The following is a 15006-nucleotide window of genomic DNA, read 5'->3' as shown; positions in this document are numbered from 1 at the left end:
CCTTCTTCTTCACTAGCGTGGCAAGGTGCAACGCGCAGAGTTTCTCGAAAAAGATGAGCATATGGAGGTTACATGAAGAAAATCGTCTGGATCTTGATAATAATATCTCTCTTTTTCTCCTCCAAGATTCTTTCTAACGTACTAATTGAGGGCGAGAGATCTTTGCTGGATTATCTAGTCGAGGGGAAGGCCCTGAATATGGCGGTTGATATCTCTCTGATTCAGAGTGTCCAAGAAAAGGTTCCAGGAGAGATTCAAGCGGTTTTTCTTCTACCCGAAGGGTCGGTAAGAGTCATTACCGATTCCCATTTTGTCACGCTTTCGGAAACCGGTGAGATTTATGAGATTTATGAGATCACTGGATCGGGTACCACTTTGAAAGTTGGAATCATAGATGCGCTTTCTCTCGTATCTGTTCAGACAAGAGAGAATGTATTTGGCATCTTCCTGGTGCAGGAAGAGAATTCTTACTTCTGGCATGTTGTGACCGGGACTAGGACCTTCAGGCTCGCAAGCAGTTTTGCCTCTACTCTTAGTATAAAGTCAAATGAGGAAGCACTGGAAGAGATAAACAAGGGGTTGCAGAGATCTGAGGAGGTAAGGGAAAATCAGCATCCTTCCGAAAAGCCGGGTAAACCAGAAGATCCCGGAAAACCGGAAGATCCTGGAAAGCCTGATGATCCAGGTCCGCCAAATACACCTCCGGGAAAAGAAAACGGAAAGAAATGATGTCCTATGAAGTTACTGGTAGTTGAAGATGAGAAAAAGCTTCTTGAGAATGTGGCTGCTTTCCTCGAACGCAAAGGATTCCTTGTAGATACTGCGCAGGATGCAGAAGATGGGCTGGATCTAGCGCTTGAGAGAAACTATGATTGCATAATTCTTGATGTGATCTTACCCGGAATGGGCGGATATGAATTCTGCCGCTTTCTCAGAGAAGAGATCGGCTCCGACGTACCAATAATCATCATCACTGCCCTTGGGGAAATTGACAGCAGGATCGAGGGTCTCAAGATAGGAGCGGATGATTACTTGCCGAAACCATTCGACCTGAGAGAGCTTGAGGCAAGAGTCAGAGCGCTTATCAGGCGGAACCAACTTAGAAGTGAGCCTGTAATTCGATATGGGCCGTTGACATACGATTCAAGGAGCGGTGTTTTTAGTTGTTCGAAGAAGGAACTGTCGCTTACTTCCAGAGAATCCTCGATCCTAGAGCTTTTTTTAAGGAATCCCGGAACGGTCTTTAGCAGAGAGGAAATTACAGACAAGATCTGGGAAACTGGATTCGAGTCTCGGAGCAATATTGTCGACGTTTACATTCGATACATCAGAAGGAAGCTAGAGGCTGCAGGAATTCTAGATATTATACAGACGGTACCGGGAAAGGGGTATGGGTTGAGGAGAATGCGGGATGACGGTTAAGTCGAAAATCACTCTACTGTACCTCTTTACTTATGGTAGTATAGTCGTTTCGCTTGGACTGACCGTTTTCTTCGTTCTTAAAAATCTCGAGATGCGCAGAATAGACAATCTCTTAATTTCCTTCCACAATGACATTGTCAATACTTACAAATACGCAGGCGAGGAGAACAGACTGTTGACTCTTGCCGGGGATGAAGATCTGGGGTTTGCCATTTACACTGATGAAGTTCCGATTGCCAGTTTCCGTGCCGAACCGGAGTTTTTTAAGGCAGTAACCGGAAGCGGAACTAAAGGAGATTACCGATTTAGATCTTCATTTGAGATAATTGAAGGAAAGGAAGAAAAGTTCGTGACTTTCTACGATTTGGATGAGTCTCAGAAATATCTCAGATTTGTTTTTGTGACGATCGTAATCTTCTCTCTTCTGACCCTTCTGATTGTTAGCGTACTCGGAATGGTGTTCACCAGAAAACTCATAAACCCTTTTGAAGAGGCAGGAAATCAGCTAGAGCGAATCAGCAGGAGTGGTCTGAAGAACTCTCGAGTCGAGCTTAGGAAGACCGGCGAAGAAGTTTCAAAACTTGAACGTGAGATCAACAAATCACTGATCAGAATCGAACAGTTGATAGAAGATGCGAAGCAGATGTCATCTAAGATTGCCCACGAGTTGCGTACACCGCTAGCAGTAATGAAAACAAATCTACAACTCTCTCTTACCAAGGATTTTTCTGAAGAGACAATGCGCGAAGCATTGAAATCGACTTTGGGAGAAGTTGATAAACTCATCCGATTGTCTGAAGATTATCTGCTTCTATCCCGCACTGAGAGTTCATTGCCGATCGAGAAAAATCTTATTGATCTCTCTCAGCTCTTGCTCCAGACAGTTGAAAAGATTTTAATGATTCATTCCGATAAAGATCTGGAAATCGATATTGCTCCAGATATAGTGATTAGAGCTTCCGGCTACATGCTGGAGCATGTGATCATCAATCTGCTCGACAACGCCTGCAGATACACAACCGACGGATCAGTAGAGGTCAAACTGATTTCCGATGAACATGGTTCCTTTCTCTCGATTTCGAACACGGGAAAAGCTATCGATTTCGTTGGAAGCGAAGAACTCGAGGAGGCCAAGCAAATTAAGGGGTACGGACTGGGCCTTCGGGTGGTCAGGTCAATCCTCAGGGCGCATGGTTTGAAGCTTGATTACACTCATCTGGATGGAAAGAATATCTTCGTGATTAATTTTCCCTTCGAAGAGTGAAGATTTAGCCTAAACTTACATTTTGATTGTAGCATTCTGTCGCGCCGTAGTCGCCTATATGGATTTCTTAGAAATGCTCATCGAATGGTGTAGGAGGTAGAGAATGAAGCTTAATGATTTCAAACTGGAAGTCTATTTTGGAAAGCATGAGTTTAGTGCGCCTTATCTTCTTGCACAGTCGGACTGCGAAGCCATGACAATTAAAGAATTGCTGCAAATGGCAGGGGAGAGCTCGTCCGAGTTTCTCGATACATGGCTTGGATACACTGAAGTTTCGGGCCATCCGATATTGAGAAAGGAGATCTCCCGCCTGTACTCGACTGTTGGAGAAGAGGATGTTCTTGTTCATTCCGGGGCGGAAGAGGCGATCTTCAACTTCATGAATGTTTTCCTTCAGAAAGGCGACCATGTGATCTGCCAGTTTCCAGTTTATCAGTCACTGTACGAAGTTGCCAACGCAATCGGATGTGAAGTGACCCGCTGGGAACTGAGAAGAATTGGGGAAGAATGGAGTTTTGATGTAGATGAACTGAAGGATCTTGTTCGCCCAGAAACTAAACTGGTTGTGATAAACAATCCTAATAACCCGACCGGATACCTTGTTTCTAACAGAGATCTGGCGAAGATCGCTTCCGTTACAGAAGAAAGGGGGATTTTCGTTTTCTCCGACGAGGTCTACAGAGGGCTTGAGCTTGATCAATCTATAGAAAAACAGAAGTCCTTTGCAGATATCTCCGACAACTCCCTTGCACTTGGCGTGATGTCAAAATCCTACGGATTGGCTGGCTTGAGAATCGGCTGGGTAGTATCTCACAACAAAAGTGTCCTGGAATCAATGACCAGATTCAAGCACTACACTACGATCTGCAACAGCGCACCGTCTGAATACCTCGCGAAGAAGGCCCTTCAAGTTGGCGATAAACTTCTTAAAAGAAATAGGGAGATTGTCTGTCAGAACTGGGAATATGCGGAACGCTTCTTCGGCAAGTATTCTTCATTGTTTAGTGTATCAAGACCTAAGGCCGGGCCAATTGCCTTTGTAGGGTTTCTCCGAGGAGACGTTGATCGCTTCTGCTCCGAGCTCCTTGACAATTCCGGAGTTCTGCTTCTTCCTGGATCGATGTATGATTACGAAGGCAGCTACTTCAGGATGGGATTCGGCCGAAAGAGCTTCGCTGAAGGGTTGGACCGGCTGGATGAGTTTCTGGAATCATTTGATTAATGATTATTCATTTAAGCGGCCACTGTCGTCTACGTGTGAATAATAGATCAGTTCGACAAAGCCAAAGGGATTGCAGATTCTCGGGCGAGATTCCTTAATCTGCCGGCAACAGCTAGACAGGTTGACTTTAACAATTTCTCGTGGTAAAATAATTATTAAAGACGCTTTCGGAGCGTCTTTTTTCTTTCCCCTATGATTCCAGATGAAACTCTGATCGCCGAACGGAGAGATGACCTCTTAGAGCCATCCAGCCGTTCTTGCTCTTTCAATCTATCCACTAGGCTTCGCGGAAAACGGGGAACCGACAGTTGATACAGCTGATAAAGTTCTTTTAATTCTAGTAACTTGGATCTGAAACTTTTAACTGTTCGCGCTTTTCGCGTAATGGATCGAGATCCTGGCCAAAGGCAAACCAGGATGACGTCAAGGGAGTAGGACTGTGATTCTGCGGAGCCTACCCCAATGAGCCTGCCCTGAAAATCTCTTATTTAGGGCTCCTGTTTGGGGTCCCCTGTTCAGGGGTTCTGTCTGGGGATCTTGTTCAGGGTCATCCCAAACTTGTTTCGGGATCTGGGTTTCGATCCTATCGATGCACGGATCCGAGGTTTTGACGAAGAACGGGTCCGCGATTTGGGCGAGAAGGACGGTTTTTCACAGCGTTCAGCGTCTCCTAGCAAGCGCACAGCGGCTTTCAGAGCACAAGATTCTGAATCAAGTTCAGAATGACGGGATGCGGCGTTTTTTTCGGAATAACCAAGGCTATCATTCCCGTCAGGACCTTTCAGAAGTTTCAACATTGTCATCCCGAACTTGTTTCGGGATGGTTTCGATCCTATCGAAGTACGGATCCGAGGTTTTGACGAAGTACGGGACCACGATCTTGGCCGGCCAACAAAGGACGGCTCTTTGCAGCGTTCAGCGTCTCCTAGCAAGCGCAAAGCGGCTTTCAGAGCACAAGATTCTGAATCAAGTTCAGAATGACGGGATGCGGCGTTTTTTTTCGGAATAACCAAGGCTATCATTCCCGTCAGGACCTTTCAGAAGTTTCAACATTGTCATCCCGAACTTGTTTCGGGATCTGGGTTTCGATCCTATCGAAGTACGGATCCGAGGTTTTGACGAAGTACGGGACCACGATCTTGGCCGGCCAACAAAGGACGGCTCTTTGCAGCGTTCAGCGTCTCCTAGCAAGCGCAAAGCGGCTTTCAGAGCACAAGATTCTGAATCAAGTTCAGAATGACGGGATGTGGCGTTGTTTTTCGGAATAACCAAGGCTATCATTCCCGTCAGGACCTTTCAGAAGTTTCCAACATTGTCATCCCGAACTTGTTTCGGGATCTGGGTTTCGATCCTATCGAAGTACGGATCCGAGGTTTTGACGAAGTACGTGACCACGATCTTGACCGGGCAACAAAGTCGGCCTCTCCTCATGCCGAAGACACATTGCGTCCGCCAATGTTCTTCGGCGTATCATTCCCAAATGTTATCAAGTGATCTTCGTGAAGCAGTTTTGTGCAGCTTCTGTCGAGATACAGTTGTCATTTTGCGGAATATCCTGATAATTTGTTAACATTGTAACGTGCCTTTTCCATTTTGGCAATTGTGCATTTCAGTTAGGTCAGACCAACGAGGTGGGAGCACGAGTTCAGAAGAAGGCTTTTTGTTTCATACTCGAGGAATTGACTTGATCGAGACTTGCAAAAGTAGAAAAGAAGGCGATATTTTCGAATGGCCTGTGAAACAACAGCCCGATGGGGGGGGAGAAATATGGAGAATGAAAAAAAGACAGTTCGCAGGTTTGTTTTCAAGTTGTTCAAGGTTTACTGGAAACGGGAACTGCTGGCTGCAGTTCTAGTCGGCGTGATGATTGCACTTGCAGTTGTCTTTCCGCTCTTGATAAGGCTGCTAATAGATGTAGTTATCCCTTCTGGCGACATGGACCTTCTCGTAAAGTACGTTTTGCTTGTCGTCGGGCTCTGGTTTGGAAGCTTGATATTTACTTATTTTGGCGAGGTGGTTTTTGAAACCACGGCCCTCATGGCAAAATCGGATTTGCGAAAGCAGTTGCTAGAAAAGATGTTTGTTCTTCCTTTCGACTTTTTCCACAAGAATAAAACCGGCGAGCTCGTATCGAGATTGATATCTGATCTGGAACTTGTAGGAACTGTTATAGCGCAGGTGTTCCCGATACTGTTATTGGGAGTCGTTCAAATAACGGCGATTCTAGCAATCATGTTTGCTTTTAACTGGAAATTGACTCTTTTGCCCCTAGGCTTCATCGTGTTTTCCTTTCTTGTGATAATGTTCTTCAATATTATGGTGGAGAAAAGGAGCAAGGTGGAGAGGGAAAAATTCGGCGAACTGGCAGGAGTCACAAGTAACATAATCGATAATATGAAACTGATCAGAATCGCTATGCCATTTGCCTGGGTCATGAATTTCTTCGATCGTTTTCAAGGAGACCATATTTATGCGGGCAAGAGGTTCATAAAGTCAATAAAAATCGCCGGTACACTCAAGACGTCGATAAACGGACTTATTTCCTTTTCACTGCTTGCCTATGGTGGTTACCTGGTAATGAAGGGTGAGATTACCGTAGGAATTCTGATGACTTTCTGGGCTTACGTTCAATCATTATTCAACCCTATTCAGCTGCTCATGCAGGTGAACATTCTTCTAAGGCAAAGCTGGGGAGGACTCCTAAGAACAATCGAGGTGCTGGAAGCTCCTGAAGAAGAAAGGAGCAACAGTAGTCCTAAGTTAGAAGATGTACGGAGCATTTCTTTAGAGAACATTGCGTTTGGCTATGGCAACAAGCAAATTCTAAAAGGTCTATCTCTTGAATTGAGGAAAGGGGAAATCACAACGCTGGTAGGCGAGAGCGGCGCCGGCAAAACCACTACTCTGAATATTCTTATGGGACTTCAAAAACCCCAGTCGGGAACCATTTACATAAATGGCGATCCGGTATCGAATTCTGCATTACTCAGACCCTATATAGGCTTTGTGGAGCAGACACCAACTTTATTTGAAAAATGTACTCTCCTGGAAAACATTACCCTGGGTAGATCGATTTCTAAAGCCAGTTTGGAAAACATCTTCGAAAGAACAAACCTGGACGTATTGCTGAGAAGATTCGAGAATGGACTCGACACATTAGTTGCAGACATTCAGCTTTCTGGCGGTGAGAGACAGTTGGTCGCGCTGGCCAGAGCACTGGTCTCGAATCCACGACTGCTGATTCTTGATGAGATCACGGCAAATATCGATTCAAAGACTGAAGAAATAATTCAGAATACTCTTTTGGGTCTGAGATCTGAAGGCATAATCGTGCTGATGGTTGCTCATAGATTATCAACGGTCCTACTGAGCGACAGAGTGGCGCTAATCAGTAATGGGGTTATTGTTGCAAGTGGAACTCACAACGAGCTGTTGAAGACCAGTTCCGAATACAAAAAGCTTTACTCGCTTCAGCTGATAAAAGATGAATAGAAGGATAATTGGTCAAGCACCGCTAGGTGCTTTGTGAAAGCCCCGGACTGAAAGATATCAGGCAGGCTTCATGGTGTGCGTTTCAAATGAGAAAAGATCGGGATGCGGGTGTAGCGCATGGCTCATGATGCCGCAGGGGAAAGGCATGAATACTGACTTTAACCCCCCGGACTACTCTTCCTGAAGTCGTCGAAGGCACCATGAAGGCATGGAAGAATCTCGGAACAGAGTCAAGGGAGAAAGATTGTTTCACCTTTTGTCCCCAATAACTTATCCTGGCGGCGTTTTTCCACATTACGATCTGATCTATCAAGGACGCACCCTTAAGTATATTTCGAGAATGCTCTTCGTGCTAATTGCAGCTTCAGACCCGCGATTTTCCAGTTCGAAGAGAACGAAGACGGGCCATTTAGCCCGTCTACACTAGAAATCAAAATTGTATCTTCCTGCCAGATGAAAGTGAGGAAAGAACGTCGAGTGTCTTGCCAGCTGATCTCCAAGGTTGAATCCCACATTTATGATTGAAGTTGCCAGCTCGAGACTGAAGTCGCTCATGTCGAAGCCTGCTCCGATGTGGGAGACTAGCGGAAGATACTTTATGTCTCGAGCTGCAAGGATGCTAGACAGTTCAGTCATCGCCGTTACCTTGAAGAAGACAGGCGGAAGAGAAGACGCGAGATCTTCGAGTCCCAGTTCGGCATAAAGTCCTATGAGTGATTGCGTGGGGTCAAGAGAATAGAATTCCATTTCCTCAAAGCCGAATCCGAAGACCGGAACATCTGCAATAATGCCTAAGACGGGTTTGCTAAACAACATCCAGCCTACCTGAGTCCTCCCGAAAAACTGGAGATCAAATTCCTTCGTCTGTCTGTTTTGGTTGAGAACAAACCCCATACCAACGGAGAAATGAGTGGCAACCAGTGCCGAGGCCATTCCCAGAATCAAAACAAATACTGCAATTCGTTTCACTATCACACCTCCTGTAGGTTCAAATCAATATCTCAGCCTTGCGGCAATTTCGCAATCAAGTAGTTCCTTATCTACCACCACTACTTTGCCGTCGTTGTTTACGACACTCCTTACGATCCACGGACCTACGTTTCTAACCTCTCTGCTGTCTTTGACTGCATGTGTATATACGAGCTCTCTCCCAAGCACGTACCCCCTCTTTCTCTCAGTTGGGTTAATGAAAAGGGTATCGATCCTTCTATCATTTGCTGCTTTAGAGACTTCTGTCCATCCTTCAACGTATTTCTCGAAATTCTCTTTCGCGTTGTGAAGAAATTCCCTTCGGATCTTTCGGCTCTCGCTCTCTATAAGCTTCGAGGCATCTTCCTGTAGCTGCTTCTCTTGATTAAGGGTTTTCTGGACGAAGACAGGGTATGCATAAGGCAATAATTGCCTCGCTTCGTTTTTGAACTTCTCCATAGTCTCGTTAAAGGAAGAAGAGTAATAGATGACTAGATAGTTAACATCTTTTGGAAGATCTTCGTCGTTCTTTATCAGTGAGGCAATCTTCTGAAGAAATCTTCGGTTCTCTTCTTCTTTTGCCCTGCCGACTTTCTCCGAAGCGTTGCCGTGGTACATCGCTCCTGAGGAAGGTGAGGGAGAGTATTCCTCTATATACTCCTGTTCCTTTTTCCTAATGAATTCATTTTCAATACTCTTTATTAACGAAAGCTTGTTGCCATCCATCGCATAGAAAGATGACTTCTCTCTCTCCAACGATACGATCAGGGCGTCTATGGACGAACTTGAAAGCCAGATCAACTGATCAAGATCAAAAGTCTTGCCTATGTATATCTCTTTCTCCGGTACCTGTGAAAGAGGGATGATGCTCAAGCCTTCTATCACCTCATCGGCTTTTACGTCTTCTCCCATGCGGAATTCAACGAAAATCGCCAATCCTCTTCGAAGTTCTTTTGTATTTCCCAAACCAGTAAGAACGGCTTCAACAATTCTTTGATTGATCTTTCCCATTCCAGATAACTTCTCGTCCTTTCTCAAATGCTCAAGGATGAATGACTTAACATGTCTTTCGGCATCGGCTCTTGTCATGTTTTCCATAGGGAAGTAGAATGTGAGAAGATAAGAGTCTGATCTTATTTCCGCCTCTACATTCAGGAGCTTTTCGAGTTCTTTTTCCATCTCAGCTCTTCGAAGAACGCGTGGTTTGAAATCATCCATTGAATCTGCCTCCTTCCATGCTTTCTGGTGGTTTGAAAGAACCTTAGGGCTCTACTGTCTAGAATACATTTGATCTAATCTTGGAACATCCATTCGTTCACATTGGCTGCGACCGTTTCAATTCAATTATAACCCCAGAAAATGTAGTACAATAGTCGCGGAGATGATTCGTTTGGCTAACAGTTTACTATGCTTGCTCCACTCTAGAATGGGGAGAGCCTTTCCGGCCTTAAAAGTTAAAAATTTCAGATACTTCTGGATCGGTCAACTCATATCTGTTATGGGAACATGGATGCAGACAGCTGCTCAGTCATGGCTTGTTCTGACAATTACCGATTCGCCGTTTTTGCTGGGACTCCTCGGAGTTGCTCAGTTTACTCCTGTGCTTCTATTTTCGCTACCTGCAGGAGTCTTCGTCGACCGATTTCCCAAAAGAAGTATCGTTCTGCTGACTCAGACGATCTCCATGATTCTGGCCTTGATTCTTGCAATTCTTGTATTCACAGATTCGGTTCAGTACTGGCATATATTTCTTCTCGCTCTTGGCCTAGGGATGGTAAAGACACTTGATATTCCTGCAAGACAGTCTTTCATGATTGAACTTGTGGGACGTGATGTTGTGCTGAACGCAGTCGCGTTGAACTCAACAGTAATGAATCTGGGAAGAGTAGTGGGCCCGGCGGTTGCCGGGGTCGTTATGGCTCTGGTTGGAGCAGGCTGGTGTTTTCTGGTTAACGGTGTGACTTTCCTGGCTGTGATCTTTGGATTATTGAAGATAGACGTTGAACCTGTAATAAAAAAGCGACCTAAGGGAACCGTGATACCGGATATCAAGGAAGGGCTAGTTTACCTGTTTAGTAAGCCGATACTGACTACGACAACCCTCATTCTGGCTATTGTGAGTACCTTTGGCATGAATTACAGCGTCCTAATCCCTGTTTTCGCGAGAAATCAGCTTGGTCTTGACGCGCAAGGATATGGTCTTTTGATGTCCGCTCTGGGAGTAGGATCCATGCTTGGTGCGCTAATTGTTGCAAGCAGCAGTTCAAGAGGGCCGAATAGAGTTCGACTCTTTGTCGTTCCGTTCATCACATCATTGCTTTTTATGATTATGGCATTCAACAGATCCTATGCCTTTTCGGCTTTGCTGATTGGCTTGATGGGATTTGCGAATATCTTCTTTACAACAACTGCTAACAGTCTTATGCAAATAAATTCCGATAATGAGTTTAGGGGAAGAGTTATGAGCGTATATTCGCTCGTCTTCGCAGGGTCAACACCTATCGGGAACATGTTTGTGGGTTCGATTGCCGACAAGGCCGGTGGAGGCAGCGCTTTCTTCTGGGCCGGCGTTGTAACTTTTTTTCTTGTGGCGGCTACGATTATCGCTCACAAAATAAGGAAGAGATCAGTAAGGGTGAAACCGGAGCAACATCCTGACTGAAGAATCAACCAGAAATGTTGTATAATCTCAATGTTTATATCCGGGGTGATAACATGTCGAGTATTCCCTTCTCCCGGATTTCCAGGTTCTGGGGGCTAAAGAGGAAAATCGTACTTGAAAAAAAGACTAACGCTAGAGCTTTCATTGTGAGGTCTGGCAGTATTTTTTACGTATTGAAGAGGAGGGTCGCATCTCTTCCTTCTAGATCTTGCCAGACTGAGCTTCTTAAATACCTTGTCCAGAGTGGGCTTCCCGTTTCTGCGCCTATTCCCTCGGGAAGTGGTGAGTTCGAGGTGAAGATTGGGAAATATGTATATTCGCTGTTTCCATACATAGAAGGCGAAAAGGCCGATTCCAACATTTCCAATGCCACGCCCGAAATGGCGGAGGAGCTAGGAATCTTCACCGGGAGGCTTCACAGAGTTCTTAAAGAAGCAGAAGGGAGTTTCTTCGAAAGAACTAATCTGCTGAAATCCCTGACCTCTGCAATTAGGTATTTCAACTCGACCGGATCTTTCTTTTCAAGATCAGATATGGAAATGATAGAAGAGTTTTTCACAGATTTCTACAAACTCTATTACAAGCTTCCGGTCCAGATAATCCATGGCGACTATCATCCAGGCAACATAATAGTGCACGAAGGAAAGGTTTCTGGGATAATAGACTTTGATTGCGCGACCAGAGAAGTGAAAGCGCTGGATCTCGCTTATCTTATTCACAGTGTCTTTGCAGAGTTTTCAAGAATGGGTTCACCTTCACTCTTCCTCTACCTGCTTCCTCACTTGCTTGAAGGCTATTGCCTTGAGAACACTCTTTCTTTTGACGAACGGGAGAGCTTGGGTTATCTTCTTGCTGCTATCTCAATAATTCAGATACACTATTTTTCGGCAAACGGACTTTCTGACGAAGCGAATTTTGCATCGACGGTTTTCAGATGGATTTACCTGAACAACCATCGAATAAAGGAAAAGTCCGGACTGGTTCTAACGCGTTCCAAAAAGGCAGTCTGAAGATTTATCGGATAGTGAAAGCCCCTCCATGTTTTCTTGTCTCTCTTGTTCTTACCCGTTTAACAATTGCCTCCATATATGTCATCCTTTCTGCATTGTCTTATCGGATAATTCGTTGATTGTAACGAAGTATCTGCGATCAAATCGACTATAGTTGTAATTCCTCCTAAAGAGAAACCGCATAAGAAGAAATGGAACGATCCATTCGCTCCAAGTGTCTCGAAAGCGATCTCCCTAGGATTCTCAATAATACAAGCACTCATTGACGGATTCATTCTGGTTCGCTTCAATTATTCTTAACTGGTATGGTGCTATCGAAGTTATGGCATATAATCCGTTTATAGGAGGCGGACTATATGATTGGGTTGAAAATTGTGATCGACAGGAACTCCGAAGTCCCTTTTTTCAAGCAGTTAGTTGATCAACTGAGAACGGCAGTAATAAGAAGAGAGATACCTGAGGGGACACGACTCCCTTCCGAACGGGAGCTTTCGAAGCTGCTGAGGCTGAACAGAAGTGTTGTTGTAAAGGCTTACAATGAACTGAAGCTGGACGGACTTCTGGTTTCGAAAACGGGCAGTGGAACATACGTAATTTCGGCCCATCCGCAAAAAAAGGTATTCGACATGATTTCCTGGGGAGAACAACTCAACTCATGGGCTACCCTTCCGGCCGGTCCGGCAAGATGGGTAAACCTTCTCAAAAATCTGTCGGATGGTTGCATACGTCTAGATACAGGTGTGCCTCACGTAGGCGCCGATCAGGTTGATCTGATGAAGGAGATACTTGGAAACCTAACCGATGAGGAACTGATCACTACACTGAATTATCCTTCGCTAAGGGGCCACCCGGAACTCATCAAGTATCTTTGCCTGAGAATGAACAGCTCTGGACTTCACATAAACTCGAGGAACATGCTGATCACTGTGGGCACCGAAGAAGCTATCTATTTGTTATTCTCGGCTCTAGCGAGACCAGGAGAGACGATAGTCATCGAAAACCCGACCTACGTTAACGTAATCAACATCTCGAGAATGTTTCAGCACAGAGTTATCCCTGTAGAGAGGAACTCGGAGGGTTTGAATCTTTCTACACTGGAGAACGTGTTAAATAGAAGCCGGGTAAAATTCATATACACTATGAGCTGCTCGCACAACCCGACAGGGGCAAACATGCCCGAAAGGAAAAAGGAAGCCCTCGTCAAACTCTCAGAGCAGTATTCGGTTCCCATAATCGACGACACTGTGTTTTCCGAAATCCAGTACGATCTTCCTGCACCCAAATCACTCAAGTACTACGACACCCATAACTGTGTTATCGAGATCGGCGGCATTTCTAAGGCCTACGCGCCAGGGCTCAGGATAGGCTGGATAATCGCCGATGAAGCACTGATCGAAAGGCTGATCGAGCCCGTAAGGATGATCTCACTTGGAGTCCCGAATTTCAGTCAGCTGGTTGCAGCCAAGATGCTTTCAACAGGAGAGTATGACGCTTTCCTGAAAAGATATCTAGAACTGTGCCTCAAGAAAAGGGAGACTACGAAAAGAGCTTGTTATAGACATCTTCCTGGTTACATAAGAGTGAACGAGGCTCAGGGGGGCAACTTTTTCTGGCTAGAACTGCCGGGTTCTATGGACGGCTGGAAGCTTGCGGAAGAAGGAATTGAACAGGGTGTTGCCGTCGCTCCCGGGAGTCTCTTCACGTTCGATTCGAGTGGCAGGAGTTTCGTGCGCCTCAACCCTCTGGGGGTTCCGCATGATCAAATCGAAGAGGGAATAAGCCGGCTTTCGAGAGCAATCGAGTCTATTTCAAAGAGAGATAATCGTGAGGAAGGGACGGTTTCAGTGGTAGTTTAGAGTTCGAGACTCAGGAACCATGTGGATGGGAGAAATACCTGTGTGCCCAGAAGAGAAGTAGCGAAGAGCTCCCGGTCATCAGTCTCACGATGGAATGCTCGTAATTGAATTCGGTTATTCTCTTCAAGAAATTCGAGAGACCTCTAATCTTGGGAAGAAGATAACTTCTCTCTCCTATCCGCAATTCTCTGCTGTTCATGGAGACTCTTCCTGCATAACTGGTTTTGGCGCCACTGCCAATTTCCATCTCCGTAACAGTCCCCTCGCCCACTTCGATTCCTCCGTTTAGGGCAATATGTTCAGCGAGAATTTCTCGCTGGATCCCGATGATCTCTGGAACTGTCCTTCCCGAGACAAGTCCATAATCGTCTACAGTCAAGGATGTTCCGCATTTATCACAGATCGCTGAATCTCCTGAGGCTTTGACCGTCTGAAATTCACCACACTTTTCGCAGAACCAGATGATCTTCTCTATCCCTTCTGCTTTGTTCCTGCCCTTGAACATAACCTTCTTCTCTTCCTGCCATCTCCAGTCAGAAGCTTCAGAAAGGAAATCTAGCGCTTCTTTCCCGGCAAAGGACTTGAACTCCACTTCTATCCTTCCCCATCTATGATGATCCGCCCACCTTGGCTTTGTAAGGTATGCCCCACTCATTCTAGCAGCGACAACCGGTACATCGAGCCTCTCCAAGAACCTGTCTGTTCCAGGCGGAACCTCGCCAAACTCGCCATCCCACGTTACAGAACCCTCCGGCATCAGGCCAAGAACTCCACCGTTGCTCACGACCTCAATCATCTTTCTCATGGCGGGGATATCGGGGACACCCTTCCTTTTCTGAATTGTTCCCGCCGCCCTCAAAATCGGTCCCGAAAAAGGGTTGTCGAAATTTCCAGCGGCCACAGCCCATACTATTGGGAAGCTCGTAAGGGCCTCGATCAAAACGGCGTCGATGAAGTAAGCATGATTGCCAATCAGAATAAACGGAGGTCTGGGCAACTTTTCCATGCCTATTCCATAGAGATTGTATCTCTTAATGAAGGGGACCCTGAGAATCGGTCTCAGCGCTCTCCAGATTAGCTTGTCTCCAGGGAGTCTTCTCTTCATCGGA

At 45.6% G+C, this 15006-nt stretch carries 11 protein-coding genes; 8 read left to right on the top strand and 3 right to left on the bottom strand.

The window, feature by feature from the left end; translation table 11 throughout:
• Positions 1–72: 72 nt before the first annotated feature.
• The 5 genes from V513_RS12520 (at position 73) to V513_RS12500 (ending at position 7400) form a co-directional block, all read left to right on the top strand.
• Positions 73–729, top strand: coding sequence for a hypothetical protein (locus V513_RS12520; protein WP_099772987.1), 657 nt, complete (start codon positions 73–75; stop codon positions 727–729).
• Between the two features lie 6 nt (positions 730–735).
• Positions 736–1422, top strand: a complete 687-nt coding sequence (locus tag V513_RS12515; protein WP_099772986.1) for a response regulator transcription factor — start codon at positions 736–738, stop codon at positions 1420–1422.
• Positions 1412–2686: a histidine kinase dimerization/phospho-acceptor domain-containing protein gene (locus tag V513_RS12510; RefSeq protein ID WP_099772985.1), complete on the top strand. Its 1275-nt coding sequence runs from the start codon at positions 1412–1414 to the stop codon at positions 2684–2686. The genes V513_RS12515 and V513_RS12510 overlap by 11 nt, the downstream gene beginning before the upstream one ends.
• A 103-nt stretch (positions 2687–2789) precedes the next feature.
• The gene (locus V513_RS12505; RefSeq protein ID WP_099772984.1) at positions 2790–3908 is read left to right on the top strand and encodes an aminotransferase class I/II-fold pyridoxal phosphate-dependent enzyme; all 1119 of its coding nucleotides are present in this window, start codon (positions 2790–2792) and stop codon (positions 3906–3908) included.
• Between the two features lie 1767 nt (positions 3909–5675).
• On the top strand, positions 5676–7400 hold the full coding sequence (locus V513_RS12500) for an ABC transporter ATP-binding protein (protein ID WP_006487248.1): 1725 nt from the start codon (positions 5676–5678) through the stop codon (positions 7398–7400).
• Between the two features lie 423 nt (positions 7401–7823).
• On the opposite strand, the gene V513_RS12495 is transcribed toward V513_RS12500, so the two are convergent.
• A complete protein-coding gene (locus tag V513_RS12495; protein ID WP_014731954.1) occupies positions 7824–8369 on the bottom strand; it encodes a hypothetical protein in 546 nt (181 codons plus the stop codon).
• Positions 8370–8393: 24 nt separating this feature from the next.
• Positions 8394–9587, bottom strand: coding sequence for a hypothetical protein (locus V513_RS12490; RefSeq protein WP_099772983.1), 1194 nt, complete (start codon positions 9585–9587; stop codon positions 8394–8396).
• 172 nt (positions 9588–9759) lie between these two features.
• Between V513_RS12490 and V513_RS12485 the strand changes: the two genes are divergently transcribed.
• The 3 genes from V513_RS12485 to V513_RS12475 all read left to right on the top strand — a co-directional run bounded on the left by V513_RS12485 (position 9760) and on the right by V513_RS12475 (position 13897).
• The gene (locus V513_RS12485; RefSeq protein ID WP_099772982.1) at positions 9760–11031 is read left to right on the top strand and encodes an MFS transporter; all 1272 of its coding nucleotides are present in this window, start codon (positions 9760–9762) and stop codon (positions 11029–11031) included.
• Between the two features lie 53 nt (positions 11032–11084).
• Entirely contained in the window at positions 11085–12041 is a 957-nt protein-coding gene (locus V513_RS12480) for a phosphotransferase enzyme family protein (RefSeq protein ID WP_257212120.1), read from the top strand.
• A gap of 356 nt (positions 12042–12397) precedes the next feature.
• On the top strand, positions 12398–13897 hold the full coding sequence (locus V513_RS12475; RefSeq protein ID WP_099772981.1) for an aminotransferase-like domain-containing protein: 1500 nt from the start codon (positions 12398–12400) through the stop codon (positions 13895–13897).
• A 10-nt stretch (positions 13898–13907) separates the two neighbouring features.
• Here V513_RS12475 and V513_RS12470 read toward each other — a convergent pair whose 3' ends face one another.
• Positions 13908–15002 carry a lysophospholipid acyltransferase family protein gene (locus V513_RS12470; protein ID WP_099773056.1) on the bottom strand — a complete coding sequence of 365 codons (1095 nt, stop codon included), beginning with the start codon at positions 15000–15002 and terminating at the stop codon, positions 13908–13910.
• Positions 15003–15006: the final 4 nt, after the last annotated feature.

Origin of the sequence: Mesotoga sp. H07.pep.5.3 (genome assembly GCF_002752615.1) — a bacterium.
Taxonomy (GTDB): Bacteria; Thermotogota; Thermotogae; order Petrotogales; family Kosmotogaceae; genus Mesotoga; species Mesotoga prima.
Note: the sequence above shows the minus strand (reverse complement) of the source record. Positions and strands in the feature narration are given on the sequence as shown.